The sequence below is a fragment of the Vespertiliibacter pulmonis genome (assembly GCF_013377275.1).
Lineage (GTDB): Bacteria > Pseudomonadota > Gammaproteobacteria > Enterobacterales > Pasteurellaceae > Vespertiliibacter > Vespertiliibacter pulmonis.
This window is the reverse complement of record NZ_CP016615.1, coordinates 1,787,094-1,813,592: the sequence shown is the minus strand read 5'-3', so window position 1 is coordinate 1,813,592 and position 26,499 is coordinate 1,787,094. Positions and strand designations below refer to the sequence as shown.

24 protein-coding genes are annotated in these 26,499 nt (G+C 38.8%); 12 read left to right on the top strand and 12 right to left on the bottom strand.

All coding sequences use genetic code 11. From position 1 onward, the window contains the following. Positions 1 to 37 precede the first annotated feature (37 nt). A complete protein-coding gene (gene uvrB / locus A6B43_RS08665; RefSeq protein ID WP_124210570.1) occupies positions 38 to 2,059 on the top strand; it encodes an excinuclease ABC subunit UvrB in 2,022 nt (673 codons plus the stop codon). A 132-nt stretch (positions 2,060 to 2,191) separates the two neighbouring features. Here the strand turns inward: uvrB and A6B43_RS08660 are convergent, their stop codons facing one another. The 3 genes from A6B43_RS08660 to A6B43_RS08650 form a co-directional block, all read right to left on the bottom strand. After that, complete coding sequence (locus tag A6B43_RS08660) at positions 2,192 to 3,208, bottom strand: DNA cytosine methyltransferase (RefSeq protein ID WP_124210569.1); 1,017 nt, start codon at positions 3,206 to 3,208, stop codon at positions 2,192 to 2,194. A gap of 7 nt (positions 3,209 to 3,215) precedes the next feature. After that, a complete protein-coding gene (locus A6B43_RS08655; protein WP_124210568.1) occupies positions 3,216 to 4,055 on the bottom strand; it encodes an NgoPII family restriction endonuclease in 840 nt (279 codons plus the stop codon). 119 nt (positions 4,056 to 4,174) lie between these two features. Further along, a complete protein-coding gene (locus tag A6B43_RS08650; protein WP_237306901.1) occupies positions 4,175 to 6,214 on the bottom strand; it encodes an autotransporter domain-containing protein in 2,040 nt (679 codons plus the stop codon). 262 nt (positions 6,215 to 6,476) lie between these two features. Here A6B43_RS08650 and treB point away from each other — a divergent pair, with 262 nt between their 5' ends. After that, positions 6,477 to 7,898 (top strand): PTS trehalose transporter subunit IIBC, encoded by a 1,422-nt coding sequence (gene treB, locus A6B43_RS08645; protein WP_124210567.1) that lies wholly within the window; start codon positions 6,477 to 6,479, stop codon positions 7,896 to 7,898. A 107-nt stretch (positions 7,899 to 8,005) separates the two neighbouring features. Next, a complete protein-coding gene (treC, locus tag A6B43_RS08640) occupies positions 8,006 to 9,661 on the top strand; it encodes an alpha,alpha-phosphotrehalase (RefSeq protein WP_124210566.1) in 1,656 nt (551 codons plus the stop codon). A gap of 67 nt (positions 9,662 to 9,728) precedes the next feature. On the opposite strand, the gene A6B43_RS08635 is transcribed toward treC, so the two are convergent. Next, positions 9,729 to 10,238: a peptidylprolyl isomerase gene (locus A6B43_RS08635; RefSeq protein WP_124210565.1), complete on the bottom strand. Its 510-nt coding sequence runs from the start codon at positions 10,236 to 10,238 to the stop codon at positions 9,729 to 9,731. Positions 10,239 to 10,383: 145 nt separating this feature from the next. Here A6B43_RS08635 and cysS point away from each other — a divergent pair, with 145 nt between their 5' ends. Further along, positions 10,384 to 11,763, top strand: coding sequence for a cysteine--tRNA ligase (cysS, locus tag A6B43_RS08630; protein WP_124210564.1), 1,380 nt, complete (start codon positions 10,384 to 10,386; stop codon positions 11,761 to 11,763). Positions 11,764 to 11,815: 52 nt separating this feature from the next. Here the strand turns inward: cysS and A6B43_RS08625 are convergent, their stop codons facing one another. The 6 genes from A6B43_RS08625 to A6B43_RS08610 form a co-directional block, all read right to left on the bottom strand. Then, positions 11,816 to 12,181, bottom strand: a complete 366-nt coding sequence (locus tag A6B43_RS08625) for a type II toxin-antitoxin system death-on-curing family toxin (RefSeq protein ID WP_124210563.1) — start codon at positions 12,179 to 12,181, stop codon at positions 11,816 to 11,818. After that, complete coding sequence (locus A6B43_RS08885) at positions 12,178 to 12,309, bottom strand: hypothetical protein (RefSeq protein WP_257792853.1); 132 nt, start codon at positions 12,307 to 12,309, stop codon at positions 12,178 to 12,180. Before A6B43_RS08885 ends, A6B43_RS08625 begins: the two co-directional genes overlap by 4 nt. A gap of 285 nt (positions 12,310 to 12,594) precedes the next feature. Next, positions 12,595 to 12,846 carry a hypothetical protein gene (locus A6B43_RS08875; protein ID WP_237306897.1) on the bottom strand — a complete coding sequence of 84 codons (252 nt, stop codon included), beginning with the start codon at positions 12,844 to 12,846 and terminating at the stop codon, positions 12,595 to 12,597. Positions 12,847 to 12,927: 81 nt separating this feature from the next. Beyond that, positions 12,928 to 14,253 (bottom strand): phospholipase D-like domain-containing protein, encoded by a 1,326-nt coding sequence (locus tag A6B43_RS08620; protein WP_237306895.1) that lies wholly within the window; start codon positions 14,251 to 14,253, stop codon positions 12,928 to 12,930. Between the two features lie 14 nt (positions 14,254 to 14,267). Beyond that, the gene (locus tag A6B43_RS08915; protein WP_418902986.1) at positions 14,268 to 14,453 is read right to left on the bottom strand and encodes a leucine-rich repeat domain-containing protein; all 186 of its coding nucleotides are present in this window, start codon (positions 14,451 to 14,453) and stop codon (positions 14,268 to 14,270) included. 25 nt (positions 14,454 to 14,478) lie between these two features. After that, positions 14,479 to 14,928 carry a leucine-rich repeat domain-containing protein gene (locus A6B43_RS08610; RefSeq protein WP_124210562.1) on the bottom strand — a complete coding sequence of 150 codons (450 nt, stop codon included), beginning with the start codon at positions 14,926 to 14,928 and terminating at the stop codon, positions 14,479 to 14,481. 289 nt (positions 14,929 to 15,217) lie between these two features. On the opposite strand from A6B43_RS08610, the gene sbcB reads away from it, so the two are divergent. The 6 genes from sbcB to nrdR all read left to right on the top strand — a co-directional run bounded on the left by sbcB (position 15,218) and on the right by nrdR (position 21,181). Continuing rightward, positions 15,218 to 16,780: an exodeoxyribonuclease I gene (gene sbcB, locus A6B43_RS08605; RefSeq protein WP_124210561.1), complete on the top strand. Its 1,563-nt coding sequence runs from the start codon at positions 15,218 to 15,220 to the stop codon at positions 16,778 to 16,780. A 101-nt stretch (positions 16,781 to 16,881) separates the two neighbouring features. Further along, positions 16,882 to 17,874 carry an SAM hydrolase/SAM-dependent halogenase family protein gene (locus A6B43_RS08600; RefSeq protein WP_124210560.1) on the top strand — a complete coding sequence of 331 codons (993 nt, stop codon included), beginning with the start codon at positions 16,882 to 16,884 and terminating at the stop codon, positions 17,872 to 17,874. Positions 17,875 to 17,969: 95 nt separating this feature from the next. Next, positions 17,970 to 18,788, top strand: a complete 819-nt coding sequence (locus tag A6B43_RS08595; protein WP_124210559.1) for a PHP domain-containing protein — start codon at positions 17,970 to 17,972, stop codon at positions 18,786 to 18,788. Between the two features lie 178 nt (positions 18,789 to 18,966). Further along, on the top strand, positions 18,967 to 20,421 hold the full coding sequence (locus tag A6B43_RS08590) for a replicative DNA helicase (protein WP_124210558.1): 1,455 nt from the start codon (positions 18,967 to 18,969) through the stop codon (positions 20,419 to 20,421). 11 nt (positions 20,422 to 20,432) lie between these two features. Continuing rightward, positions 20,433 to 20,723 (top strand): YcgL domain-containing protein, encoded by a 291-nt coding sequence (locus tag A6B43_RS08585; RefSeq protein ID WP_124210557.1) that lies wholly within the window; start codon positions 20,433 to 20,435, stop codon positions 20,721 to 20,723. Next, positions 20,723 to 21,181: a transcriptional regulator NrdR gene (gene nrdR / locus A6B43_RS08580; RefSeq protein ID WP_124210556.1), complete on the top strand. Its 459-nt coding sequence runs from the start codon at positions 20,723 to 20,725 to the stop codon at positions 21,179 to 21,181. The genes A6B43_RS08585 and nrdR overlap by 1 nt, the downstream gene beginning before the upstream one ends. 58 nt (positions 21,182 to 21,239) lie before the next feature. On the opposite strand, the gene asnS is transcribed toward nrdR, so the two are convergent. Further along, positions 21,240 to 22,643, bottom strand: a complete 1,404-nt coding sequence (gene asnS, locus A6B43_RS08575) for an asparagine--tRNA ligase (RefSeq protein WP_124210555.1) — start codon at positions 22,641 to 22,643, stop codon at positions 21,240 to 21,242. Between the two features lie 211 nt (positions 22,644 to 22,854). After that, a complete protein-coding gene (locus tag A6B43_RS08570; protein WP_176672545.1) occupies positions 22,855 to 24,045 on the bottom strand; it encodes an amino acid aminotransferase in 1,191 nt (396 codons plus the stop codon). A gap of 213 nt (positions 24,046 to 24,258) precedes the next feature. Between A6B43_RS08570 and accD the strand changes: the two genes are divergently transcribed. Further along, on the top strand, positions 24,259 to 25,152 hold the full coding sequence (gene accD / locus A6B43_RS08565) for an acetyl-CoA carboxylase, carboxyltransferase subunit beta (RefSeq protein ID WP_124210553.1): 894 nt from the start codon (positions 24,259 to 24,261) through the stop codon (positions 25,150 to 25,152). Between the two features lie 16 nt (positions 25,153 to 25,168). After that, positions 25,169 to 26,467, top strand: coding sequence for a bifunctional tetrahydrofolate synthase/dihydrofolate synthase (gene folC / locus A6B43_RS08560; RefSeq protein WP_124210552.1), 1,299 nt, complete (start codon positions 25,169 to 25,171; stop codon positions 26,465 to 26,467). The last annotated feature ends 32 nt before the right edge of the window (positions 26,468 to 26,499 follow it).

Genomic DNA, 26,499 nt, shown 5'->3' with positions numbered 1-26,499 from the left:
TAAAATCAGTGAAATTTTTTGATTAGGATTTCCCCCAATGAGCAAGCAGTCTAAACCCTTCATTATTCATTCCCCATTCAAACCTGCAGGTGATCAGCCCACTGCTATTGCTAAATTAGTTGAGGGCTTAAATGATGGGCTGGCTCATCAAACATTACTCGGCGTAACAGGATCAGGTAAAACATTTACCATTGCTAATGTGATTGCGACACTTAATCGCCCTGCAATGTTGCTTGCCCCAAACAAAACCCTTGCGGCACAGCTTTATGCTGAAATGAAAGCATTTTTCCCTGAAAATGCGGTGGAATATTTTGTCTCTTACTATGATTATTATCAGCCTGAAGCCTATGTGCCGAGTAGCGATACTTTTATCGAAAAAGATGCCTCAATCAATGAACAAATTGAACAAATGCGACTGTCTGCAACAAAATCTTTCCTTGAACGGCGAGATACTATTGTGGTTGCATCGGTTTCAGCAATTTACGGCTTAGGTGATGTCAATGCTTATATGCAGATGATGTTACATTTACAGGTGGGGGCTATTATTAACCAGCGTACTATTCTAACCCGTCTTGCCGAGTTGCAATATACCCGTAACGACCAAGCTTTTCAGCGTTCAACTTTCCGAGTGCGTGGTGAAGTGATTGATATTTTCCCTGCTGAATCGGACGACATAGCGGTACGAGTAGAACTCTTTGATGATGAAATTGAAAATCTTTCGCTATTTGACCCGCTTACAGGGCATAGTTTAGGCAAAGTGCCACGTTACACCATTTACCCTAAAACGCACTATGTAACCCCAAGAGAGCGAATTTTAGCAGCGATTGAGCAGATAAAAGTTGAGTTAGCAGAACGTCGATCTTACTTTATTCAAGAAAATAAATTGTTAGAAGAACAACGCCTTGCACAGCGAACCCAATTTGATATTGAAATGATGAATGAACTTGGTTATTGCTCAGGTATTGAAAATTACTCACGCTATCTTTCAGGCAGAAATGCGGGCGATCCCCCGCCAACTTTATTTGATTATATGCCTGCCGATGGCTTACTGATTATTGATGAATCCCACGTTACCGTGCCACAAATTGGCGGAATGTACCGTGGCGACCGAGCCAGAAAAGAAACGCTAGTACAATATGGCTTTCGTTTGCCCTCTGCATTAGATAACCGCCCCCTGCGTTTTGAAGAGTTTGAACAACTTTCACCACAAACCATTTATGTCTCTGCAACCCCAGGAGCTTATGAACTAGAAAAAAATCCCGATGTCATCGACCAAGTGGTACGCCCGACAGGGCTACTTGATCCCATTATTGAAGTTCGCCCCGTGGCGACACAGGTTGATGATCTTCTTTCGGAAATTCATAAACGGGTAGCCGTAAATGAACGGGTACTCGTTACCACGCTGACTAAAAAAATGGCGGAAGATCTCACCGATTACCTTGACGAACACGGCGTTCGAGTGCGTTATCTACATAGCGATATTGATACGGTGGAACGGGTAGAAATTATCCATGATTTACGAATGGGAATGTTTGACGTACTGGTTGGGATCAACTTATTGCGAGAGGGGCTAGATATGCCCGAAGTCTCTCTCGTTGCCATTCTTGATGCTGATAAAGAGGGTTTTCTTCGTTCTGAACGTTCTCTTATCCAAACTATTGGGCGGGCAGCCCGTAACTTAAACGGCAAAGCGATTCTTTACGGTGATCGGATAACAAATTCAATGCAAAAAGCGATAACTGAAACAGAACGCCGCCGAGAAAAACAGATAGAACATAATTTACAAAATGGCATTACGCCACAGGCCTTAAATAAAAAAGTCGGTGAATTGCTTGATATTGGTCAGAGCGACAAACCGAAAAAAGGCAGAAAATCTGCGAAACTGAATGAAGATCAAACCGCTTACAGCCCGAAATCTCGCAAAGAACTTGAAAAAGAATTGAAAGTTTTAGAACAAGAAATGAAAACCTACGCTCAAAACTTAGAGTTTGAAAAAGCTGCCACTGTAAGGGATAAAATTCAGCAGTTGAAAATATATTTATTAGATATAACCAGTTAATCCTTGGACAAAAATAGATTAAAATTTCTTTGAGGTATGGACTATTATTTGTAATAGTCCTTGGTAGGATTATATAAATAATTTATTAGAATCCCACTTATTTATATTACAAGTATGGTAGATATTCTAAGTTTAGCTTGTAGATATATTTGTCGGTAATTTATATAACTCTTTTTTTATAGCTTGAGCAATTTCAAATGCTAGATTTACTGGGACAGCATTACCAATCATTTTATATGCATCATTAGTATTTTTGTAGATGAATATAAAGTCATCGGGGAAGCCTTGAATACGAGCTATTTCTCGAATAGTCATTCTGCGATATAAGTGCTCTTTTCCTGCAACAAACCGATAGTCATTTACTCCATGTTTTTCCATTTTAGGAGCTTGAGGATGGAGCTGACATTGTCTTCCTGATGCTTGTACAGTAAAGCCTTGCTCATCCCATGCTTTTACTCTATTACGACTCATAAAAATAGGAGAAAAACTACCTGTAAAATATTCATTATTATTAATGGCTTTGGGGTTCATTTTATTTTGAGCTAAAGCTGGAACAGCTGTATCCTTTAAATCCCAAATAATATCTTTTAGTGAAATTTTCTTTTTATTATCAGTGGTAGATCCAATAGGAAAACTAAAATTAATTTTTAAATCTTTACGAAAGCCAATATAAAAAACTCTTTTGCGTTCTTGAGGAACGCCATAATCTTTTGCGTTAACCATTGTTAAAGTTACATCATATCCACATTCGTCAAACATTTTTAATATATTTTGAACAGCTTCATTATGACGATTAGCAAGCATTCCTCTGACATTTTCAGCAAGAAAAAATTTAGGCTGTTTGTCTTTTAATATACGAATGTAATCAAAAAAAAGTTGACCTCGACTATCGTTAATACCACGTAAAGAGCCAGCTTCAGACCAAGACTGGCAAGGTGGTCCGCCAATAATGCCATCAATTTCATTAGGAAAATTTTCTTCTTTGATGTTACGAATATCACCTTCAATTAAGACAGTGTCAGGGTGATTTGCTTTAAATGTAGCCCAAATGGTCTTATCGTATTCATTTGCTACACAAATTTCAAAACCTGCTTTTTTAAAGCCTAAGTCTAAACCGCCACATCCGCTAAATAAGCTAATAATTTTCATTTCTTCCTTATTGGTAATATGTTATTAATTTCGCATTTTTTAACTTTGCTGGATTATTAGGATCTTTGATTTTTATATCAATAATATTAAGATTATCATTATCATTAACTAATTCTAATAAATCTTGTGTATTATTAAAGCTATTCCATTTTTGCTCATTAATAATAGCCATAAAGTTAAAATTATTTGAAAAAGATCTTGTATAAATATAGTTAAATACATTCCAAGGGTTTTCAATTCCCCACATTCCTCTTACCCTTAAATAAGTTATTCCTAGAGGATCAATTTTATTGATTCGACCTAATTCTTTTGTAAAAGAAAATTCTACGCCAGGGATACTTTCTACTCCGTTTTTAATAGTTGATTTTATTTTTGAATAGCAATCTTCTGTTGCACAGTAATCATCACCATAGACGATTGATAAATGTTTAAGATGAGAATTATCAACTATACCAACAATATACATTAAATCTTTTTCTGTCCAATTTTCAGCATTTCTACAAGCATTAGAGATCATAGAGCTATTTGCGAGCAACTTTGATTTTGGATAACTACTATTAAGTGCTAAATAAGAGTTATTATTCTTAATTTTCTTAACTTCAATAGCATCACCATTTTTTAACATTATATCAGGAGGGTTCGAGTTATTTCCTAGATAAGAAAATATCTCAGCTCTTTTTTCTAAGCGTTCTATTTCGGGCAAATTAAAAGTATTTGCAAAAAGATCTTTTACATATTCTTCAAGGGCATCACCTGCTTGATTTGCACGATTATTACTTTGGTAATGTGTAACTAATTCAGTAATGGGATTATTTATTAGGTTAATAATTGCATTAATAAGATTCATATACTAATCTCCTAAATTTAGGAGATTAGTATACCAAAATTTATTTACTATATTTACTAATTGTAGTATAAAAATTATACAGTTAGAGTGAAGTTCATCTTTAACAGAAATCTTGTTAATTAAAACTGGTAACTCACGCCAGCGTTGATTGTCGTGCCAGTTAATTTTTGTTTACGGGCTAGGTCGTGGCTTAGGTAAGCGGTGAGTTGTAATGGAAGTGTTGCAAATTGGTAATTTGCCCCTGCTTGCATATTTACCCAACTACGATCAGTCGTTGGCAGTTGTACGTTAAATCGACTGCCATTTAAGCCCACATTCAAGGTTTGGGCTTTGTGTAACCAATTTTTCACCCAGCGAGCTGATATAAACGGCTGGAATTGTTGCCCTTGATAGCGATATTCTGTGCCAATTCCTGTTTTGAGTTGATTAGTTTTTTGTTCGTCAAACTGTAATTGAGTGGCACTTTTTTGCTGTTCGCCAAAGGCGGAAATTTTACTATTACTGTAAGTGAGATCCGCCAGAGCAGAAACAAAGTGTTGCTCAATTTTCCATTCATAGCCACCAAATAATGAGGCAGAAATAGTTGAGCCGTTTGTGTTGCCTTGTTGAGTATGAATTGATGAGCCTAACTGTACTGAGCGTTGTGTATCGAAATCAGAGCTACTGATTTGTAAGCTCGAACCAAGCCACCAATTATTGGCATCATAGCGTAAGGCGGTGTTAATCGCTTTAGTTTTGCTATCTGCTTTGGTTGAACCGAGTGAGCCTTTCTGATTTTGTTGGCTGAAAATGGCACTAAATTGCCATTCAGGCGAAAATTGTGCTTTTAGCCCAACGTGTACACTGTGTCCGTCTTTTTGTTGTTGGTAGCGAGAAATAGCACTAACACTCTGTTCTGCTTGGCGTTGAAAGCGGTTAAGGTTACTTTCATTACGAGCAATATCAAGGGCGATTTCGCTGTTTTGTTCAGCTAAACGGGTGAGGATTGCCATCTCTTTCGGTGAGTTGAGCGTGGTGTAGATATAATCTGCCATCACTTTGTGAGCGAGTAAATTGGGGTGAAAACTATCAGCAAAAAGCATTTGATCTGCATTGGCGTTTGTTGGCGTACATTGTGCTTGCGTGGTGCTTTGGCAGGCTGTCCCTACGGTATTGGTAAGCCCATAGGCTTCGGGGCGATCTAATAAATCTTTAAATAGAGCATCAATGTCTAAGCGAACGATATTTCCGCCCACTTTGTTTAATGCGGTTGTTGTAAATTGATTAAACAATGTGGTTGCTTGAGTTGCTTGTTGTGCCATTTGTTGGTATTGCTGAACAAGGGCTTGAGTTATAGTTTCTTGATCAATTTTGCTTGCAAGTGCCGTACCAAGTGGGCTTGCATAAAGGGCTTTCACACTGTTTCTTAACACATCTAACCGTGAATTTTCAAAATCAGCTAAAGAATGTTGGGTTGATACATTAAGTACCTGTGCATTCGCTCTCAACGCAGTTTGGAAAGAATTTGCAATAAATTCTGCTATTTGGGGGGTGGTAAATGCAGTGGCTTGCTGTTTAATGGCATCTGTAACAGACTGCGTAAACAGTTGGAAGAGCGATGGGGTGTAAACTACGTTTGGCACGGTTGGGAAAACAGCCGTTTCAACACCTGCTTGGCGTAACGTTGCCCATTGTGTAGCAGTTGCTGTTGCCGATTCTTTTGCCCCGTCTAATAACATATCAATGGGGGCAGTGCTTGCTAATGCACGTTGTAAAATTGCAGCAATATCATTGCCACCCGCCCACACAATATGTAAATCTGCAGGGTTTGCTCCCTTTTCTAAATAGTGTTGTATCTGTTTTTGAACAACGACATTCGGTTGAATAGCCGTGTAAGCACTATTTGAACCGACAGCAACACCACCACTGTAAGCGTAGTTTGTTCCCCCTTCACTTGATGCTTTTAAGGTTTGTCCAAGCTGTTCGGCTAATAATTCGTTATATAGCGGGTTTGCTTTGTCATTTTTATAATAGCTTGCTTTGTGATTCCAATTTTTCTGCCCGATGTCGCTCAAACTATCGCCAAATATGACAACATTTTGTGCAAGCACTGAAGTGCTGATGGCTGAAATAGCTAAGGTTAGGGCTGTTTTTTTCATTGTTGCGATAGGATTTCTCATTACATTTCCTTACGTTATAAAGAGTTAAATAAGCGGTGGGATCACCAAAATTTTGTATTTTAACGTAAATTTCACGAAAAACTGGTTAGAGCAGTAGGAAGTTTTATGCTTGTTGTTATGGAAAATCAGTAAAAAGATCCCTTTATTCAATTTAAAGTGAACTGGGTTATGAATGGAAAGGTTCTCATTGATTGTACTTTAGACTTCTTTATAATAGGGCAGATGAAGGTATTTCCCTTAAATTAGATAACTCGGAGCTATAATGGCGAAAAAAATTGACCCTGCAAACGTAACGGAATTGGTGAAGTTACTGGGTGGAAAAGAAAATATTGCAACTTTGACACACTGTATTACACGCTTGCGTTTTGTTTTGAACGATGAAAGTAAAGTGGATAGTAAAGGTATTGAAGCCTTGCCAATGGTAAAAGCAAACTTTGCAACGGGCGGACAGTATCAGGTAGTAATCGGGCAAGAGGTCGGCGACTATTATAAACTTGTGTTGCAACAAACGGGGCTAGCAAGTGTAGATAAAGAGCAAGTTAAATCGGCTGCTCGCCAAAACCAGAAATGGTATGAAAGTGCAATTTCACATATGGCAGATATTTTCATTCCATTATTACCTGCCTTAATTAGTGGCGGTTTAATTTTGGGGTTTCGTAATGTGATTGGCGACATCAAAATGTTTGATGATGGCACAAAAACATTGGTGGAAATTAGTACCTTTTGGGCGAGTATGCATTCGTTCCTGTGGTTAATTGGTGAAGCAATTTTCTTCTTTTTACCTGTTGGGATCTGCTGGTCTATTGCTAGAAAAATGGGAACATCACCTATTCTAGGAATTATTCTTGGTATCACTTTAGTTTCTTCCCAGCTAATGAATTCTTATGCGTTAGGTTCGCAAGTGCCAGAAGTGTGGGACTTCGGGTTGTTCTCCATCGATAAAGTTGGCTATCAAGCTCAAGTAATTCCTGCAATTATGGCGGGTTTAATGCTTTCTTATATTGAACGTTTTTTAACAAAAGTCGTCCCTGATTTTCTCAATTTAATTATTGTTCCTGTAACTTCTATCATTGTAGCGGTTTTCCTTGCTCACGCAATTATTGGTCCTATCGGGCGTGAAATTGGTAATGGGGTAGCCTATGTCGTTAAATTAGCAATGACAGGAGATTTTGCTCCAATCGGTGCGACATTATTTGGCTTTTTATATGCGCCATTAGTTATTACAGGCGTACATCAAACAACGTTAGCAATTGATTTTCAAATGATCGGCAGCATTGGTGGCACGCCTGTTTGGCCACTAATTGCGTTGTCCAATATTGCACAAGCCTCGGCTGTTGTTGCTATATTGATTATGGCAAAAAAAGCGAAAGTTCGTGAAGTTGCAGTGCCTGCGGCGTTATCTGCCTATTTAGGGGTAACAGAACCTGCTATGTATGGTATCAATTTAAAATACCGCTTCCCGATGCTGTGTGCAATGATTGGCTCGGCGTGTGCAGGGTTAATTTGTGGATTATCAGGTGTCTTAGCAAGTAGTATTGGTGTGGGGGGATTACCAGGTATTCTTTCTATTCAACATCAATTCTGGGGCGTTTATGCCATTGCAATGATTGTTGCGATTGTTGTACCAATTATTTTGACAATGATTGTCTTTAAACGAAAATCTCTTCAGGGTGATGTCATCTAGGCTTTGTGAAACAAGCGGTAAGATCCGCAGATCATTTTGTAAAACAGGGAAATTCAACTTTCCCTGTTTTATTTATTGAAAAATATAAAAAATAAATAGGAACGTAAATGGAAAATAAAAATTGGTGGAAAAACGGGGTAATTTATCAGATTTACCCAAAATCGTTCCAAGATACAACAGGCACTGGAACGGGTGATATCCAAGGTATTATCAAGCGGTTAGATTATCTCCATACATTAGGCGTTGATGGTATTTGGATTACCCCGATGTATGTTTCACCTCAAATTGATAATGGTTATGATATTGCCAATTACCGTGAAATTGATCCTATTTACGGCACAATGGCAGATTTTGAACAGCTTATTCACGAAGCCCATCAACGAAATATCAAAATTGTAATGGATATGGTGTTTAACCACAGTTCAACATTCCATCAATGGTTTATAGAAGGTGAAGACCCACAAAGCCAATACCATAATTACTACATTTGGCGTGAGCAGCCAACGAACTGGCAGTCTAAATTTGGTGGCTCAGCGTGGAAATGGTCAGACAAAGCACAAAAATATTATTTACATCTTTTTGCACCTGAACAAGCAGATCTTAACTGGGAAAATCCTGTATTACGGGCAGAATTATTTGATATTTGCAAATTTTGGGCGGAAAAAGGCATTGATGGATTACGGTTAGATGTGGTGAATTTAATTTCAAAACCAACTCATTTTGAAGACGATTTTGATGGCGATGGCAGACGTTTTTATACAGACGGCCCGCATATTCACGAGTATCTACAACTGCTTAATCAAAAAGCGTTATCCCCTTATGGTTTAATGACGGTTGGGGAAATGTCATCTACCAAACTAGAGCATTGCCAACGTTATGCTAATTTGGACGGGACAGAATTATCAATGACGTTTAATTTTCATCATCTGAAAGTGGATTACCCGAATGGGGAAAAATGGACGTTTGCTAAGCCAAATTATGTAGAACTTAAAGCCATTTTTAACTACTGGCAACAGGGAATGTATCAAAAAGCGTGGAATGCGTTGTTTTGGTGTAATCACGATCAACCTCGCATTGTATCTCGTTTTGGTGATGAGGGGCAGTATCGCACTATTTCGGCTAAAATGTTAGCAATGGTATTACACGGAATGCAAGGCACGCCTTATATTTATCAAGGGGAAGAAATTGGAATGACAAATCCAAATTTCACGACCATTGAAGATTATCGAGATGTAGAAAGCCTCAATGCCTATCAAATGTTGCAAGACAAGCGGTTAGATCCTGACGAAATTTTGCAAATTTTAGGGCAGAAATCTCGAGATAATAGCCGAACGCCAATGCAGTGGGATAGTTCTATTCACGCAGGTTTTAGTGCTGGGATACCGTGGATCAACGTGGCAAAAAATTACCTAGAAATTAATACAGAACAGGCATTAGCGGATAAAAACTCGGTATTTTATACTTACCAAACACTGATTAAATTGCGGAAAACATTGCCAATTTTTACTGAGGGGAATTACCAAGATCTCGCCTCAGAGGCAACGCATTTATGGGCGTATCTACGTCAATCTAATAATGAAAAATTGCTCGTAATTGCTAATTTAAGTGCGGATAATCAATCATTTACGCTTCCTGCTGAATGGCTTGCGGTGAATGATTACTGCTTGCTAAATAATTATGACTATTTAGAAAAAGTTGATGAAAATCTTTATTTACAGCCTTATCAAGCGGTCTATTTGTTCAAAGAAATAGCGAAAGCGTAATATTGCTCTTTTTATGAATAAATATAAAAAAGCCCCTTTATTTGAAGGGGCTGAATATGAGCAGAAATTATTCAACGGTAACTGAGTTGATAATAACGTCTTCTTTTGGCACATCTTGGTGGAAACCGCTATTACCAGTTTTTACCCCTTTGATTTTATCAACGATGTCCATTCCTTCAACCACTTCGCCAAATACAGCGTAACCCCAGTCTTGCACAACTTCACGCCCGTGCATTTCTTTCGCACGGTAGTCTAAAAATGTGTTATCCGCTACGTTAATAAAAAATTGTGAAGAGGCAGAATGCGGATCAGAAGTACGAGCCATAGCAAGCGTGCCTCGTTTATTGCTTAATCCGTTATTTGCTTCATTTTTTATTGAGGCACGGGTTGGTTTTTCACGCAAACCAGGTTCCATACCGCCCCCTTGGATCATAAAGCCGTCAATCACTCGGTGAAAGATCGTGCCGTTATAAAATCCTTCTTTACAATAAGTTTCAAAGTTTTCAGCGGTAATGGGTGCTTTTTCAAAATTGAGGGCAATTTTAATGTCGCCAAAATTGGTGTGTAATGTAATCATCGGTTGTTCCTTATTTGATGAGAGAAAATAAGTGGCTATTATTAAAAAGTTTAACTGAAATTGCAAAAAATAATGCGAAAAGCACCGCTTGTTTGTTATATTATCGCCCTTTATTAGTACTTATTTGTAATCCATTGAGGACACTATGCTCAAAATATATAACACTCTAAAACGTGAAAAAGAAGAATTTAAACCGATTAACCCTGATTGTGTGGGAATGTACGTCTGTGGCGTAACGGTTTATGATCTTTGCCATTTTGGGCATGGACGTACCTTTGTTTCTTTTGATGTGATTGCTCGCTATTTACGTTATATCGGCTATAACTTACGCTATGTACGAAATATTACTGATGTAGATGATAAAATCATCAAACGTGCGATTGAAAATCACGAAACCAGCGAGCAGTTGGTTGAACGAATGATTAGCGAAATGTATAAAGATTTCGATGCGTTAAATATTCTTCGCCCTGATTCAGAGCCAAGAGCGACACAACATATTGCCGATATTATCGCAATGGTGCAAACCTTAATTGATAAAGGGCACGCTTATGTTGCTCAAGACGGCGATGTGGTATTTAATGTAGAATCCTTTAATCAATATGGCAAATTATCTCGTCAAAATTTGGATCAACTGCAAGCAGGGGCGAGGGTTGAAATTAAAGGGATAAAACGTAACCCAATGGATTTTGTGTTATGGAAAATGTCAAAAGAGAACGAGCCAAGTTGGGACTCGCCGTGGGGCAAAGGTCGCCCAGGTTGGCATATTGAGTGTTCGGCAATGAACAGTAAAGAGCTTGGCAACCATTTTGATATTCACGGCGGCGGCTCAGATTTAATGTTCCCCCATCACGAGAATGAGATTGCCCAATCTTGTTGTGCACACGGTGGCGATTATGTGAATTACTGGTTGCATACGGGAATGCTGATGATCAACAAAGAGAAAATGTCAAAATCGCTTGGTAACTATTTTACCCTACGCTATATGTTAGAACGTTATGATGCCGAAGCGTTACGTTATTTCTTCCTTACCGCACATTATCGCAGTTTGTTAGATTACAGCACCGATAATTTAGATTTAGCCCATTCAGCCCTTGAGCGTCTTTACACGGCGTTGCGTGGTTGTGATTTAAGTGTATCAATCAGCGATGATGATCATTATGTACAGGCTTTCAAAGAGGCAATGAATGATGATTTCAACACGCCAGCTGCCTTAGCCGTATTATTTGAGTTAGCTCGAGAAATTAACAAAGCAAAAAGCGAAGATCTACAACAAGCCAATGCCCTTGCTAGCCGTTTAAAACAGCTTGCGAATGTATTAGGCTTGTTAGAACGAGAGCCAGAAACCTTTTTACAAGGTGGGGCAGATAATAGCGAAGTGGCACAAATTGAAGCGTTAATTCAGCAACGCAACCAAGCTCGTGCGAATAAAGATTGGGCAAAAGCAGACGAAGCTCGTAATAAACTTACCGAAATGGGTATAGTGCTAGAAGACAGTGCAAACGGCACAACGTGGCGTAAGGCGTAAATTTTTTCTAATAAGTGGTTAGATATTACAACGTTTTGTATTATCTAACCACTTATTTTATCAATTGTTGCAAGTGATGAGAAAGGGAGAATAAATTCAATTTACCACTAGCAACATCTACCATTGTATCGTCTAAACCGTGATTAGGTGGGATATCTATACCTTGTAAATCCAGATAAGTTAGCATAGTAACTAATGCAGTTCGTTTATTGCCATCAGGGAAAGCGTGAGCTTTTGTAAGGGCTATGGCATATAATGCTGCAATATCAAAGATATCATTGGTATTTTCGTATAATATCCAATTATCTATCCGAGATAATGCACTTTCTAATTTGCCGATATCTGGTATTCCTTTCAGTCCAGGTTCATTTTCTAAAATGGTTTGATAAATAGCTAAAACAATTTCAATTGAAATCATTTATATGCTAAAGCCCTAATTTCTTTATGATGTTGTTTGATTACTCGTTTTGCGGCAGCTAATGCCACACGTTTTCCCTCATCACCTTTGAGTTCAAACTTTACTGGTTTATTATTTTGTATAGTCATTCTTACTTTTATAAGTTAGATAAATTTAATGAAAGATAAGAATATTTTTTTAATTTGTCAAATAAAAAGATAAGAAATATTGTGAGTATTTATGATGAATTTTGTTTTCGGGAAAATCAAAGGAATAATTCTCCCCTAGCCCCTCTTTAGGAAAGAGGGGAAGGAATTTGTGAGCTATCAAAAACAGTTTCCCCCTTTAGCAAAGGGGGCGTAAGGAGGATTTCAAATCCTATTTTTTAGTAAAAAAACGAGTAATTTTCTCTTTTAATGAAGTAGGTTTATCCTCTACAATTTCCTGCGGTTGCGGTTGCGGTTGCGGTTGCGGTTGCGGTTGCGGTTGCGGTTGCGGTTGCGGTTGCGGTTGCGGTTGCGGTTGCGGTTGCGGTTGCGGTTGCGGTTGCGGTTGCGGTTGCGGTTGCGGTTGCGGTTGCGGTTGCGGTTGCGGTTGCGGTTGCGGTTGCGGTTGCGGTTGCGGTTGCGGTTGCGGTTGCGGTTGCGGTTGCGGTTGCGGTTGCGGTTGCGGTTGTTCTTTTTCAATAGGTTCAACAGGTTCGATAGGCTCAACAGTGTTAGTGGAAAGCGTGGTTAATTCATTTTCCAACCGCTCAATTTCTGCGGTTAATTGCTGTTTAAGGTGAGCAAAATAGTCGTCCCAATCGTCAATGTCTTGAATGGTTTGATATTCTTCGCCTCTTTAATTGCAAAAATTTCCGCTTCTAACTGGCTAATTTTTGTTTTTAATTTCTGAATAGCAATTTTCAGCTTATCTTTTTCATTGAGGGTATCTGCCCGAGATTTAAAGAAATTCCCCTGTTCTAACTCCGATAAAATCTCATTTACTTTTGCTAAATCATTTTCTTCATAGGCTTGTTTTAAACGGTTAAAGGTTTCTGCTGCCATCTCTTTCATTTCATCGCTTACTTTATCAGGGTGGCATAAAATACTGGCTTTTTTATAGCTCCGTTTAAGCTCTTTTTTCTCCGTTTCGGTGAGTTCAAAAATATGTTTTTGGTTTTCTTCGGCAAGCTGTTCGTTATATTCCCGTTCGTCTTGTTCCGCTTCGCTAAACTGTGCTTCATCGTTTATAAATTTGAATTTTAACTTGCGTAAATGCAATAAACGAGAAATCCGACTGCCTAGCTCTTTACTATGGCGATGTTGGAACTGCGAAAGGGTGCGTTCTAGCTCGGTTTTTTCATCATCATAGGCGTTAAGCTGATGCTCTAAATGGCGAATTTCGAGTTTTAATGCTGAAATTTCAACATCATTGTAAATAGTGAGCTGATGATGTTTTCTGACAAATTCATCAATTAAACTCACCGCTTGTGCAAAGGCATTTTGGCGTAAGGCGGTAATAATTTGCTCAATATCTTGCTGAAAAGCGTATAGTTGTAATTTATGGCTTTCACGTTCAATATCTTCTTCATCTTCTAAAATCACGTAATTTTTTAGAATTTCTAACCGCTTGATAATTTTCGCTACGGGGAACTCCTGCTGTTCACAATGGGTAACATAGCTGTCTCGAATGTGTTTAAATTGGGCGATAAATTGGTCGGCAAGCTGAAAATCATCGGTGGTAATCACAATATTTTCGTGGTTATGCTTTTCCGCTTTATAACTCCAGTTGTACGAACCTGTTATCACAATATGGCGATCCACCACACAAAATTTATTGTGCATTAAATCTTGCTCGCTATTGCCGATTAAATATGCCCCTGAATTACCACGTTGTAACAGGCTGAAATCTATTCCGCTGTTGCGGTTAATTTTATCGTTAGAGACCAACAGTTGCACCGTTACCCCCGCCATCGCTTTATCCACTAACAGCTGATAAAGCCCACGGTTAGTGAGCCACGCCACCGCAATATAAATGGTCTGTTCTGCTTTCAATAACTCTTGCTCAATTCGCTGAGCAATCTGCTCAAAAATCGCTTCGGTTTTCATCGTATTATCCTTTATTAAAACTTAATATCACAATTCGGTAGCTGGGCTTGTAGCCAGTCCCTATCTGCCTGAGAAATAGGGTTATTCCATAGATTAAGTTCTGTTAATTGAGCGAGCTGAGCGAGGGGAGAAATATCGCTGAGGTTGTTGTTCCGTAGCCAAAGTGTGGTTAATTGAGTAAGCTGAGCGAGGGGAGAAATATCGCTGATGTTGTTGTTTTCTAGATTAAGCTCTGTTAATTGAGTAAGCTGAGCGAGGGGGGGAAATATCGCTGATGTTGTTCCAACTTAGATCAAGTGTTGTTAATTGAGTAAGCTGAGCGAGGGGAGAAATATCGCTGATGTTTTTGTTATAACTTAGCTCAAGTGTGGTTAATTGGTTGAGCTGAGCGAGGGGTGAAATATCGCTGAGGTTGTTCCAACTTAGATCAAGCGTGATTAATTGAAATAAGGTATCTAAATAGTGTTTAGGCTGTTGGTTAAATTGTTCAAGGCTGATGTTTAATTCTTCAAGAAAAATATCTTTCCATTCTTTATCTAAATTATTCCACCAGTCTAATTTTTGCTGATCGGTTAAACCACGAGGAGCGAGTAGTTTATTGACAATGGCGATATGTTTGCCAATGGTTTTGGTGAGCTGGGTGTTTTTGGGGCTGAGTATCGGGGTGTTTTTCATTTTATTTTCCGTTCTTTCTTAGGTGAATTAAATTGCTAAATTTTAACAAATTTTGTGAGAGAAATCTTTTCACAAGGGGTAAATTTGTTTATTTTTTTGTTAAAGGCAAATCTCCCAGCCCCTCTTTTCTAAAGAGGGGAACGGGCTTTGTGAGGTATTAAAAAATAGTTTCCCCATTTAACAAAGGGAAAGTAAGGGGGATTTGTTGATTAAGATAAAATTTAACCTGTTAGATTAGGCGGTTATGGGGTAAAATTTGTGAAAAATAAACTGAACCAGAAGACATAAAATGCACCAGCCGACTTTTTTTATTTACGATTTTGAGAGCTTTGGTATTCACCCTGCGAAAGACCGCCCCGCCCAGTTTGCGGGGATACGCACCGACAGCGAATTTAACATTATTGGCGAGCCTGTGATGTTTTACTGCAAGCAAACGCCCGATTATTTGCCTAGCCCTGAAGCGGTGATGGTAACGGGGATTACCCCTCAGCTATGTAATGAACAGGGCGTGAGTGAGCCTGAATTTTCTGCCCGCATTCACCACGAATTTAGCCAGCCAAACACCTGCATAATGGGTTATAACAACATTCGTTATGATGATGAGATGACCCGTTATACCTTTTTCCGTAACTTTTTTGACCCCTATGAATACAGCTATAAAAACGGCAATTCCCGTTGGGATTTATTGGACGTGGTGCGAGCCTGTTATGCGTTACGCCCTGATGGCATTGAATGGGCGTTTGATGAAAATGGGTTGCCCAATTTCAAATTAGAAAATTTAACCAAAGCAAATGGCATTGCCCACGAAAATGCCCACGATGCAATGGCAGATGTCTATGCCACCATTGCAATGGCAAAATTGATTAAGCAAAAACAGCCGAAATTGTTCCAATTTTTCTTTGACAATCGAGGCAAAAAGGCGATTGAGGCGATGATTGATGTGGGCGAGATGACCCCGTTGGTTCACGTTTCGGGAATGCTTGGCAATTATCGGGGAAATACGGCGTGGATCGCACCGCTTGCGTGGCACCCAACCAACCAAAATGCGGTGATTGTGTGTGATTTGGCAGGAAATATTGACGGCTTACTACACGAGCCTGCACAGCTATTGCGAGAGCGATTATATACCCCAAAAAGTGAGTTGGAAGAACAGGGTATTGCCTCTGTGCCGTTAAAATTAGTGCATATCAATAAATGCCCGATTTTAGCCCCTGCCAAAACGTTATTACCTGAAAATGCGGAGCGATTAGGCATTGACCGACCAGCCTGTTTAGCCAATTTGAAATTGCTTAAAGAGAATAAAAGTGTGGTGCGTGAAAAAGTGATTGAAATATTTGCCGAAGATCGGACGTTTGATGAACCTAAAAATGTCGAGCAGAGTTTGTATCAAGGCTTTTTCTCTACGGCGGATAAAAATAATATGGCGATTTTGCGGGAACTTCCCCCTGAACAGCTGGCAAATCACGCCTTGAAATTTGCAGACCCACGGGTTGAGCCGTTATTGTTCCACTACCGAGCGAGACATTACTCTGAAACTTTAACCCGAGCCGAGCAAATCCGTTGGCAAAAATGGTGTCATCAGCAAATTGATGAGCAAGCAGATGCCTTTAGCGAGGCGATAGACAGGTTATTCCAAGAACATTTTGATAACCCTGAAAAAGCAAAATTATTAGAGGAACTCACCGCTTACGCAGGGCAACTGGCGGAAAATTTTCCTAAAGCAAATTATAAAGTGCAAGAGAATTCGCAGTCGCAAAATTTATTAAATGAACTTAATGATGTGGTGGAAAAATCAGCAGATAAACAGGCTAAATTTGAAGCGTTAAATGTGTTATTTGGTAAACAAAAATAGACTGAAAAATAATGGGTTTTAGACTAGACAAATGGTATTTAACTAATTACCATTTAACTAAAAGTTTACACTAATGCAACATCTAACCATAAGGACTTTCTATGAAAAAAACACGTCTTGCGATTGCTTTGGCAATGTTCTCTCTTTCTGGCTTTTCACTTTCTGCCGTAGCAAATACGGAAAGTGTTACTCCTAAAACGTCAGAACAAGTAGTAAGTTCAACTGAGCATTTAGTCAAAAATGCGTTAGTTCTACAAACAGATTTTAGCTTGAGAGATGGTGCGGTATCTGCAATGCAAGGTGTGGCATTTGGGGTTGATCCTGAGCTGAAAATGTTCAATCTAACCCACGAAATTACCCCTTACAATATTTGGGAAGCATCTTACCGCTTGTATCAAACGGCAACCTATTGGCCAAAAGGCACGGTGTTTGTGAGTGTGGTTGATCCAGGTGTGGGGACAGCTCGTAAATCAGTAGTACTGAAAACTAAAACAGGGCATTATTTTGTTACCCCCGATAACGGTACTTTAACCTTAGTGGCAGAGCATTTAGGCATTGAGGCTGTGCGTGAAATTGATGAGAAAGTGAACCGCTTAAAAGGCTCAGAAAAATCTTATACCTTCCACGGGCGTGATGTTTATGCTTATACTGGGGCTCGTTTGGCTTCAGGAAAAATTAGTTTTGAACAAGTTGGACCTGAACTTGAGCCAAAAGTCGAAACCATTAGCTATCAACAGCCTGTGTTGGAAAATGGTGTGTTAAAAGGTAATATTCCAGTGTTAGATGTTCAGTATGGCAATATTTGGACAAATATCAGTGATGAGTTATTAGCTCAATCAGGCATTAAAAAAGATGAGAAAGTATGCGTTGAGATCAGTGAGAAAAATGGTGAAAACGTGAAAACTTATTATAGTGGTGTAATGCCTTATAAGAGCAGTTTTGGCGATGTTGAGCAAGGTAAGCCGTTATTATATCTTAATAGCTTGCTTAATGTATCATTCGCCCTTAATATGGAAAACTTCGCCGAGAAATATAAAATTAAATCAGGATCAGAATGGTCTGTTTCGCTAAAATCTTGTGAAAAAATAAACTAAAAATAGATTAAAAGTATATAGCCACGGTAAATGCCGTGGTTTTTCATTTAAATTGATGTAAAAATTAAAAGGGCGAAAATTAAGGTAATAGAAGAATGATTAGAGATTTACATAGCCATAGCACCGCATCAGACGGTGTTTTAACGCCCACAGAATTAGTACAACGAGCTGTTGAAAAACAACTTGGAATGTTAGCTTTAACGGATCACGATACCATTGCTGGTGTTGCCGAAGCTAAAAAAGCTGCTCAAAACTTGCCAATTCAACTAATTGCAGGGGTAGAAATTTCAATTCTTTGGCAAGATAAAAGTATCCATTTGGCTGCATTAAATGTTGATGAAAAAAATGAAGCCCTTGTTACGCTGTTAAAATCCCAAGCGGAATTGCGTCAGCAACGTTCATTAAAAATCAGCGAAAAATTAGCCAAAGCGGGCATTCCAAATGCTTATGAAGGTGCAAAGAAATTTGCCAGTGGCGAAATAACCCGAGCCCATTATGGGCGATTTTTAGTAGCGGAAGGCTATGCTAAAAATGATGATCAGGCATTTAAACACTATTTAGGAATGGGAAAACGGGCGTATGTTAAGCCGATTTGGTGTTCAATGGCAGAGGCGGTTGAGGTAACTCACCAAGCTGGCGGGGTAATTTGTGTTGCTCACCCATTACGTTATAAAATGACTGCTCGTTGGGTGAGACGTTTAATTGAAGACTTTAAACAAGCGGGAGGCGATGGGCTAGAAGTGGCAGGTTCGGCACAAACACCCGACCAACGCCAATTACTTGCTCGTTGGGCAACAGAATTTGATTTGTATGGCTCTGTTGGGTCAGATTTTCATTATCCTACGGGCTGGGTTGAATTAGGTAAAAATCTCACCTTACCAAGTGAGTGTAAGCCCATTTGGGATAAGTTTTAATAATTCAAATTTGTATTATTTTCCGATAAACTTACCGCTTATTCACATTTAACTGTGATGGAATTCTATAAATCTAAGATAACAAGCGGTGATTTTCTCATTTTTATTGCAAACGGAGATGTCCGCTTGTTTCCCCAGTTTAATCCACCCGATAAATTAGAGATATTAAGAGAGACAAATGGCAAAATTTAAACCGCAAAAACCAGAACGAACGGTTGATAGCCAACTTGAGCAGATCAATATTGCCCCCCATTCTATTGAAGCAGAGCAGGCGGTACTTGGGGCATTGATGTTAAGTAGTGAGCAATGGGATAACGTTGCAGAGCGTTTGAGTTCACAAGATTTTTATAATTTTGCGCACCGTACGATCTATGAACAGATGACAGAGCTTGTGCGAGATCATCAGCCGATTGATTTAATTACCCTTGATCAAGCTTTAAAGAATAAAGGGGTATTACAAGATATTGGTGGTTTGGCATATTTAGCCGAGTTGTCAAAAAATACCCCGAGTGTAGCGAATGTATTAACCTATGCTGATATTATCAGCGAACGGGCAATTCGCCGTGAACTGATTGCAGTGAGTAATCGAATTGCTGAATTGAGCTACCAGCCGAAAGGAATGCCTGTTAAAGATGTACTTGATGAGGCAGAACGTACAGTATTCCAAATTGCTGAAAAACGTACATCAAGTAGTGAAGGACCAAAAAATATTGATTCGATCTTGATTAATACACTAGCTCGCATTGAGTTGCTTGCGGCAAATCGTGAAAATAATGGTATTACGGGTGTTTCTACGGGCTTTATTGATTTAGATAAAAAAACGGCAGGGTTGCAACCTTCTGATTTAATTATTGTGGCGGCTCGCCCTTCAATGGGGAAAACAACGTTTGCGATGAATTTATGTGAAAATGCAGCGTTGGAGGATATCGAAGAAACTGATGAGAACGGTAACAAGGTCAAAACTCCGAATAAACCTGTGCTGATTTTTAGTCTTGAGATGCCTGCAGATCAAATTATGATGAGAATGTTGGCATCACTTTCTCGAGTTGATCAGACTAAAATTAGAACAGGTCAGATTTATGACGATGATGATTGGTCAAAAATTTCAAGTACAATGGCAATTTTGCAAAGTCGGAAAAATATTTATATCGATGATAGCTCAGGCTTGACACCAACTGAATTACGTTCAAGAGCAAGACGAGTTTACCGTGAAAATGGTGGGCTGAGTTTAATTATGGTGGATTACTTACAGCTAATGAGAGCTCCGGGCTTTGCCGATAATCGAACATTGGAAATTGCTGAAATTTCTCGTTCTCTTAAAGCACTGGCAAAAGAGTTACAAGTACCCGTTGTCGCACTTTCTCAGTTAAACCGAAGTCTTGAGCAACGTGCGGATAAACGCCCTGTAAATTCCGATTTACGGGAATCTGGCTCCATTGAGCAAGATGCCGATTTAATTATGTTTATCTATCGTGATGAAGTCTATAACGATAATTCTGAACACAAAGGTACGGCAGATATCATCATTGGTAAACAGCGTAATGGCCCAATAGGGCGGGTACGTTTAACGTTCCAAGGACAGTATTCTCGCTTTGATAATTATCAAGGCCCTGCTTATGATAATGAAGACTAGGAAGTAACGTGATGTTGTGTGCAATTTATAAAAGTTTGAAACAAGACGGAATGTATCTGTATGTAGAAAAACGGGATCAGTTTGATGCCATTCCTGATGAACTTCGTCAAATGTTTGGTAAACCGCAGTTTGTGATGCTGTTTAATTTGTCTGGGGATAAGCCACTCAAGCGGGCAGATAACCGTGAAGTTTTGCAAACGATTCAAACGCAAGGCTACTATTTCCAATTACCTTCTCCACCTGAAAATTTGCATAAAATATTTATAGCCGAGCAACAAGCTAGATTGCAAGGAAATGGATAATGCGTTGTCCATTTTGTGAAGAAGAAGATAGTAAAGTGATAGATTCTCGTTTAACGACAGATGGACACCAAGTTCGCCGTCGCCGAGAATGTCCTCGCTGTAAAGAGCGTTTTACTACTTTTGAAACAGCAGAAGTTTTTATTCCGCATATTATTAAAAATAGTGGTAATCGCCAGCCTTTTGATATGCAGAAATTACGTAAAAGCTTTATGCAGGCTTTAGAAAAACGTCCAGTGAGTACAAATGATGTTGAATACGCAATCCAACATATTATGTCGTCTTTAAGAGCGACAGGAGAGCGAGAGGTATCAAGTAAATTTATTGGAGATCTTGTGCTTAATGCGTTGAAAAAATTAGATAAAGTAGCTTATGTGCGTTTTGCTTCGGTCTATTTAAGTTTTGATGATATTGCAGAATTTACTAAAGAAATTGAAAAATTACGGTTAGACAATAGTTAATTTTCTCTGTGAAAATCCCCCTAAAATAGGGGGATTAAACAAACGTTATTACAAGCAGTTAGAAACTTGCATTGCGTGGTGCACGAGGGAATGGAATCACTTCTCGAATATTTTGTAATCCTGTTACATAAACGATTAAACGTTCAAATCCTAATCCAAAGCCTGCGTGCGGAACTGTTCCGTATTTACGCAGATCACGATACCACCAGTAATCTTCTGGATTTAATCCCATTTCTAACATACGGCGATCAAGCACATCTAAACGCTCTTCACGTTGTGAACCACCGATAATCTCACCAATGCCAGGGGCTAAAACGTCCATTGCAGCAACGGTTTTGCCATCATCATTTAAACGCATATAGAAAGCTTTAATATCTTTTGGATAGTTTTTTACGACTACAGGTGATTTGAAATATTCTTCGGCTAAATAACGTTCGTGTTCTGAAGAAAGGTCGATTCCCCATTCAACAGGGAATTCAAATGTTTTGCCTGATTTAAGTAGAACTTCGATCGCATCAGTATAGTCAATTTGAGCAAAGTCAGAATTGATGAAATTCTCTAAACGAGTAATGACATTGCTATCTACGTGTTTAGCAAAAAATGCCATATCGTCTTTACGTTCTTCTAATACTGCACGGAACACATATTTCAACATATCTTCAGCAAGTTTGGCGTTATCAGCTAAATTAGCGAATGCAATTTCAGGCTCAACCATCCAAAATTCAGCTAAGTGGCGAGTTGTATTAGAATTTTCTGCACGGAAAGTCGGACCAAAGGTGTAAATTTTACTTAATGCACAAGCGTAAGTTTCCCCGTTTAGTTGCCCTGATACTGTTAAAAAGGCTTCTTTACCGAAGAAATCTTCGCTGAAATCAACTTTACCGTTCTCACCACGAGGTAGATTTTCTAAATCTAAGGTAGATACACGGAACATTTCCCCTGCACCTTCTGTATCTGAGGCCGTGATCAGTGGGGTAGCAACCCAGTAAAAGCCTTGCTCGTGGAAAAAACGATGAATAGCTTGAGCTAAACAGTGGCGAACACGAGCAACTGCACCGATTAAATTAGTGCGTGGGCGTAAATGAGCAACTTCTCGTAAATATTCAATAGAGTGGCGTTTTGCTGCCATTGGATAAGTGTCAGGATCTTCTACCCAGCCAACAACTTCAACGTGATTTGCTTGGAGTTCCACAGCCTGCCCTTCTGCAGGAGATTCAACGATTTTACCTGTTACAATCACAGAACAGCCTGCGGTTAAACGGAGTACATCATCTTGATAATTAGAAAGATCGTTATTGATAATTGCTTGAATAGGATCAAAACAAGATCCGTCATAAACAGCTAAAAATGATAAACCTGCTTTAGAATCACGGCGGGTGCGTACCCAACCACGCACAGAAACTTCTTCACCTACGGCAATTTTGCCTGAAAGAATTTCTGAAATTGTAGGGAATTGAGCCATAGTATTTCCTTTTAAACGGTAAAATATGTAATTTTAATAAAGCTAAAAGATCCAAAATTATAGGCAAAATTGGGCGTAAATGCTAGGAAAAAGCGAAAACAAGCGGTGAGATTTCAGAATTTTTTGCAAAATAGTATTTTGCTGAAAAAATAAAGGCAAAACAAGATGATTGGTTTGCCTTTGGGATTTGATATTTGTTAAATTTTAAGGATTACAGTACTTTTACAATCGATTCGCATAATCTATCGATATTATCATCAGTAATTCCAGCAACGTTGATACGGCCAGAACGTACGGCATAAATCGCAAACTCATCTTTTAAGCGATCAACTTGCTCGGCGGTTAAACCGCTAAATGAGAACATACCATTTTGAGAAATAATGAAATCAAAATTTTGCGTTGCCCCTTTATCCTTTAATGTTTGAACAAATTTAGTTCGCATTGCTTTGATGCGGTTACGCATTTTAGCAAGTTCTTCGATCCAGTCAGCTTTTAATTTTGGATCGGAAAGTACAGTAGCAACTGTGCTTGCACCGTGTGATGAAGGGTTAGAATAAAGGACTCGAATAATGGATTTCACTTGGCTAAAGGCTTTATCAGCAACCTCTGCATTATCAGCGATCAAGGTAAAAGCTCCAACACGTTCATTGTATAATCCGAAGTTTTTGGAAAATGAACTTGCTACTAATAATTCACGATGATTTTTAACAAAAGTGCGTAAGCCTATTGCATCTTCATCTAAACCATTTGCAAAGCCTTGATAAGCAAAGTCAAAGAGAGGAAGCCAACCTTTTTTAGCAGATAAATCTGCTAAGGTTTGCCACTGTTCTGCTGTTGGGTCAATACCCGTTGGGTTATGGCAACAGCCGTGTAATAAAACAACATCACCTGCTTCTGCTTGGCTTAAATCTGCTAGCATATTGTCCCAATCTAGTGATTTTGTTTCTTTATCATAGTAGCGATATTCTTTTATATTGATACCTACGGCATTAAAAATAGCATTATGATTTGGCCACGTTGGCGTGGAGATCCACACATTTTTAGCGTTGGTTTGACGTTTAATAAATTCAGCGGCAATGCGTAAAGCCCCCGTTCCCCCTAAACTTTGTGCCGTTTTTGCACGACCTGATGTAATCACTTCAGCACTCTCGCCAAATAATAGGGCTTGAGTTTGCTTATTGAACGTAGCAATACCATCAATGGTGAGGTAGTTTTTCGTTTTTTCAGTAGCAAGTAAGCGAGTTTCAGCTTCTTTTACGGCTTTAACAATAGGGGTTTGACCAGCCGAATCTTTATAAACACCAATACCTAAATTAATTTTTTCTGGGCGAGTTTCTGCTTTAAATGCTTCGCCTAAGCCTAAAATAGGGTCAGCTGGCGCAGCTTGGATATGACTAAACATTGCCATTGAATTTTCCTCTAACGTTGTGTGTAAATGAGTGAATTTATACGGCTAAATCATTTTTTTAGCAAGCGCAAGCGGGGCTTTTTGCTAAAAATTTGTAAAATTTGTGGTTTACTTCACATAAATGCAGGTCGAACCTTTTTGTATAGAAATTTCTAAGCGTTTATGGTCTAATACACACAATTTTCTCAACACAGAAATAGGTAAAAAATGAGTTGGATCGAAAAAATTTTAGGAAAAACGTCATCTAGTGGGACAAAATCAAAAATTCCAGAAGGTGTTTGGACAAAATGTAGCAGTTGTGGTCAAGTGTTATATAGCGAAGAGTTAAAGCGGAATATGCAAGTTTGTCCAAAATGCGATCACCATATGCGAATTGATGCTCGTACTCGGTTACTTGAATTGTTAGATGAAGGTTCAGCAGAAGAATTGGCGGCAGAGCTTGAACCACAAGATATTTTAAAATTTAAGGATTTAAAAAAATATAAGGATCGTTTGAGTGCTGCGCAAAAACAAACTGGCGAAAAAGATGCGTTTATCGTAATGTCGGGCAAATTATATGATATGCCTGTTGTAGTAGCGTCTTTTAATTTTGAGTTTATGGGCGGTTCAATGGGATCGGTGGTTGGTGCGAAATTTGTTCGTGCGGCAGAAAAAGCATTAGCAGAAAATATTCCGCTTATCTGTTTTTCTGCATCAGGTGGAGCTCGTATGCAAGAGGCTTTATTTTCGCTAATGCAAATGGCAAAAACGAGTGCAATTTTGGCAAAAATGCAAACACAAGGCGTTCCTTTTATCTCTGTGCTAACTGATCCTACCTTAGGCGGTGTTTCTGCAAGTCTTGCAATGTTAGGCGATATCAATATTGCTGAACCAAAAGCTTTAATTGGGTTTGCAGGCCCCCGTGTGATTGAGCAAACTGTGCGTGAGAAATTACCTGAAGGTTTCCAACGTAGTGAGTTTTTATTGGAAAAGGGAGCGATTGATATGATCGTACATCGTAAAGAAATGCGTGATACCCTTTCTCGTTTAGTGGCAAAACTAACTCACCAATCAACCCCATTTAAACAGGGTGAATTGGTCGAAACGGTTAATGACGCTTAAAAAATAAAGTAACATAATGACTGATTTAATTATTCCTAAAGCCACGGATTCTTTGGAAACGTGGCTTTCCTATTTGGAAAAAAGCCATTTTAAGCCCATTGATATGGGATTAGAGCGTATTTGTGAAGTCGCAGAGGCATTGAATTTACGTAACCCTGCTCCGTATGTTATTACTGTTGCGGGAACAAACGGTAAAGGCTCAACGTGTAAATTATTAGAAATGGCGTTGTTAAAAAGCGGTTTACGAGTTGGCGTTTATTCTTCACCGCATTTATTTCGTTATAATGAACGAGTGAGAATTCAAGGTGAATCAGTATCAGATAAAGATCTGATTCAATCTTTCAATTTTATTGAAAAAAATCGTTCACAATCATTAACTTATTTTGAATTTGGCACTTTAGCTGGATTGGATTTATTCCGTAAAGCCAAGGTTGATGTTGCTATTTTAGAAGTTGGACTGGGTGGACGTTTAGATGCCACAAATATTGTTGATACAAATTTTGCTGTGATTACTTCGATTGATATTGATCACGTTGAATTTTTGGGGAATAACCGAGAAATTATTGGACGAGAGAAAGCAGGCATTTTTCGAGAAAATATTCCTGTTGTTATTGGCGAGCCAGATTGCCCACAAAGTATTTTGGATTATGCGAAGGCATTAAATTGTCAGATAATGTGCCGTAATATTGATTGGACATTTTCTGTAAAATCTAACCGCTTGCAGTGGCGTTCGGCAGATAAATCCTTAGATTTGCCGATGCCCAAAATACCAATACCTAATTGTGCAACAGCCGTAGCGGTATTAGAAACATTACCATTTGAACTGAGCGATCAAATAATCAGTGAGGCGATTATTGAAACGGAAATGATAGGTCGTTTTCAATGGCTTACGGATACTATTTTGCAAAAAATTAAACCAAACCAACCGCTTGCTCCTGTGATTGTTGATGTTGGTCATAATCCTCACGCTGCCCGTTATTTAGCTGAACGTTTGCGAGAATTAAAACCATTGCATAGTAAAATTTATGCAGTGTTTAGTGTTTTAGAAGATAAAGATTTAGCAGGTATTGTTATGCCATTAGCTGATATTGTTGATGAGTGGTTCTGTGCGGGGTTAGATTGCTTTCGAGGGCAGAGTGGGGAGAGTATTGTGAAAAAATTACAACCAATATTGCCACAAGCAGTTGTAACAGCTTATAAAGATGTGAATTCAGCAAGCCAATCGGTTTTTATTAAAGCATCTAAACAAGATTTAGTCATTGTTTTTGGTTCTTTCCATACAATTGCAGATTTTATGAGTGAGATAGTGGTATAGCTGATATTATTTGATAATTTAGTATAGATTAT

What these genes read in the sequence shown, in the direction of transcription:
- A6B43_RS08590 (WP_124210558.1), top strand. Translation starts at nt 18,967, where the DNA reads ATGGCAAAATTTAAACCGCAAAAACCAGAACGAACGGTTGATAGCCAA.
- accD (WP_124210553.1), top strand. Translation starts at nt 24,259, where the DNA reads ATGAGTTGGATCGAAAAAATTTTAGGAAAAACGTCATCTAGTGGGACA.
- uvrB (WP_124210570.1), top strand. Translation starts at nt 38, where the DNA reads ATGAGCAAGCAGTCTAAACCCTTCATTATTCATTCCCCATTCAAACCT.
- A6B43_RS08655 (WP_124210568.1), bottom strand. Translation starts at nt 4,055, where the DNA reads ATGAATCTTATTAATGCAATTATTAACCTAATAAATAATCCCATTACT.
- treC (WP_124210566.1), top strand. Translation starts at nt 8,006, where the DNA reads ATGGAAAATAAAAATTGGTGGAAAAACGGGGTAATTTATCAGATTTAC.
- A6B43_RS08595 (WP_124210559.1), top strand. Translation starts at nt 17,970, where the DNA reads ATGATTAGAGATTTACATAGCCATAGCACCGCATCAGACGGTGTTTTA.
- A6B43_RS08620 (WP_237306895.1), bottom strand. Translation starts at nt 14,253, where the DNA reads ATGAAAACCGAAGCGATTTTTGAGCAGATTGCTCAGCGAATTGAGCAA.
- A6B43_RS08635 (WP_124210565.1), bottom strand. Translation starts at nt 10,238, where the DNA reads ATGATTACATTACACACCAATTTTGGCGACATTAAAATTGCCCTCAAT.
- sbcB (WP_124210561.1), top strand. Translation starts at nt 15,218, where the DNA reads ATGCACCAGCCGACTTTTTTTATTTACGATTTTGAGAGCTTTGGTATT.
- cysS (WP_124210564.1), top strand. Translation starts at nt 10,384, where the DNA reads ATGCTCAAAATATATAACACTCTAAAACGTGAAAAAGAAGAATTTAAA.
- A6B43_RS08625 (WP_124210563.1), bottom strand. Translation starts at nt 12,181, where the DNA reads ATGATTTCAATTGAAATTGTTTTAGCTATTTATCAAACCATTTTAGAA.
- A6B43_RS08660 (WP_124210569.1), bottom strand. Translation starts at nt 3,208, where the DNA reads ATGAAAATTATTAGCTTATTTAGCGGATGTGGCGGTTTAGACTTAGGC.
- A6B43_RS08650 (WP_237306901.1), bottom strand. Translation starts at nt 6,214, where the DNA reads ATGAGAAATCCTATCGCAACAATGAAAAAAACAGCCCTAACCTTAGCT.
- A6B43_RS08600 (WP_124210560.1), top strand. Translation starts at nt 16,882, where the DNA reads ATGAAAAAAACACGTCTTGCGATTGCTTTGGCAATGTTCTCTCTTTCT.
- A6B43_RS08570 (WP_176672545.1), bottom strand. Translation starts at nt 24,045, where the DNA reads ATGTTTAGTCATATCCAAGCTGCGCCAGCTGACCCTATTTTAGGCTTA.
- A6B43_RS08885 (WP_257792853.1), bottom strand. Translation starts at nt 12,309, where the DNA reads ATGACTATACAAAATAATAAACCAGTAAAGTTTGAACTCAAAGGTGAT.
- asnS (WP_124210555.1), bottom strand. Translation starts at nt 22,643, where the DNA reads ATGGCTCAATTCCCTACAATTTCAGAAATTCTTTCAGGCAAAATTGCC.
- A6B43_RS08610 (WP_124210562.1), bottom strand. Translation starts at nt 14,928, where the DNA reads ATGAAAAACACCCCGATACTCAGCCCCAAAAACACCCAGCTCACCAAA.
- A6B43_RS08585 (WP_124210557.1), top strand. Translation starts at nt 20,433, where the DNA reads ATGTTGTGTGCAATTTATAAAAGTTTGAAACAAGACGGAATGTATCTG.
- treB (WP_124210567.1), top strand. Translation starts at nt 6,477, where the DNA reads ATGGCGAAAAAAATTGACCCTGCAAACGTAACGGAATTGGTGAAGTTA.
- nrdR (WP_124210556.1), top strand. Translation starts at nt 20,723, where the DNA reads ATGCGTTGTCCATTTTGTGAAGAAGAAGATAGTAAAGTGATAGATTCT.
- folC (WP_124210552.1), top strand. Translation starts at nt 25,169, where the DNA reads ATGACTGATTTAATTATTCCTAAAGCCACGGATTCTTTGGAAACGTGG.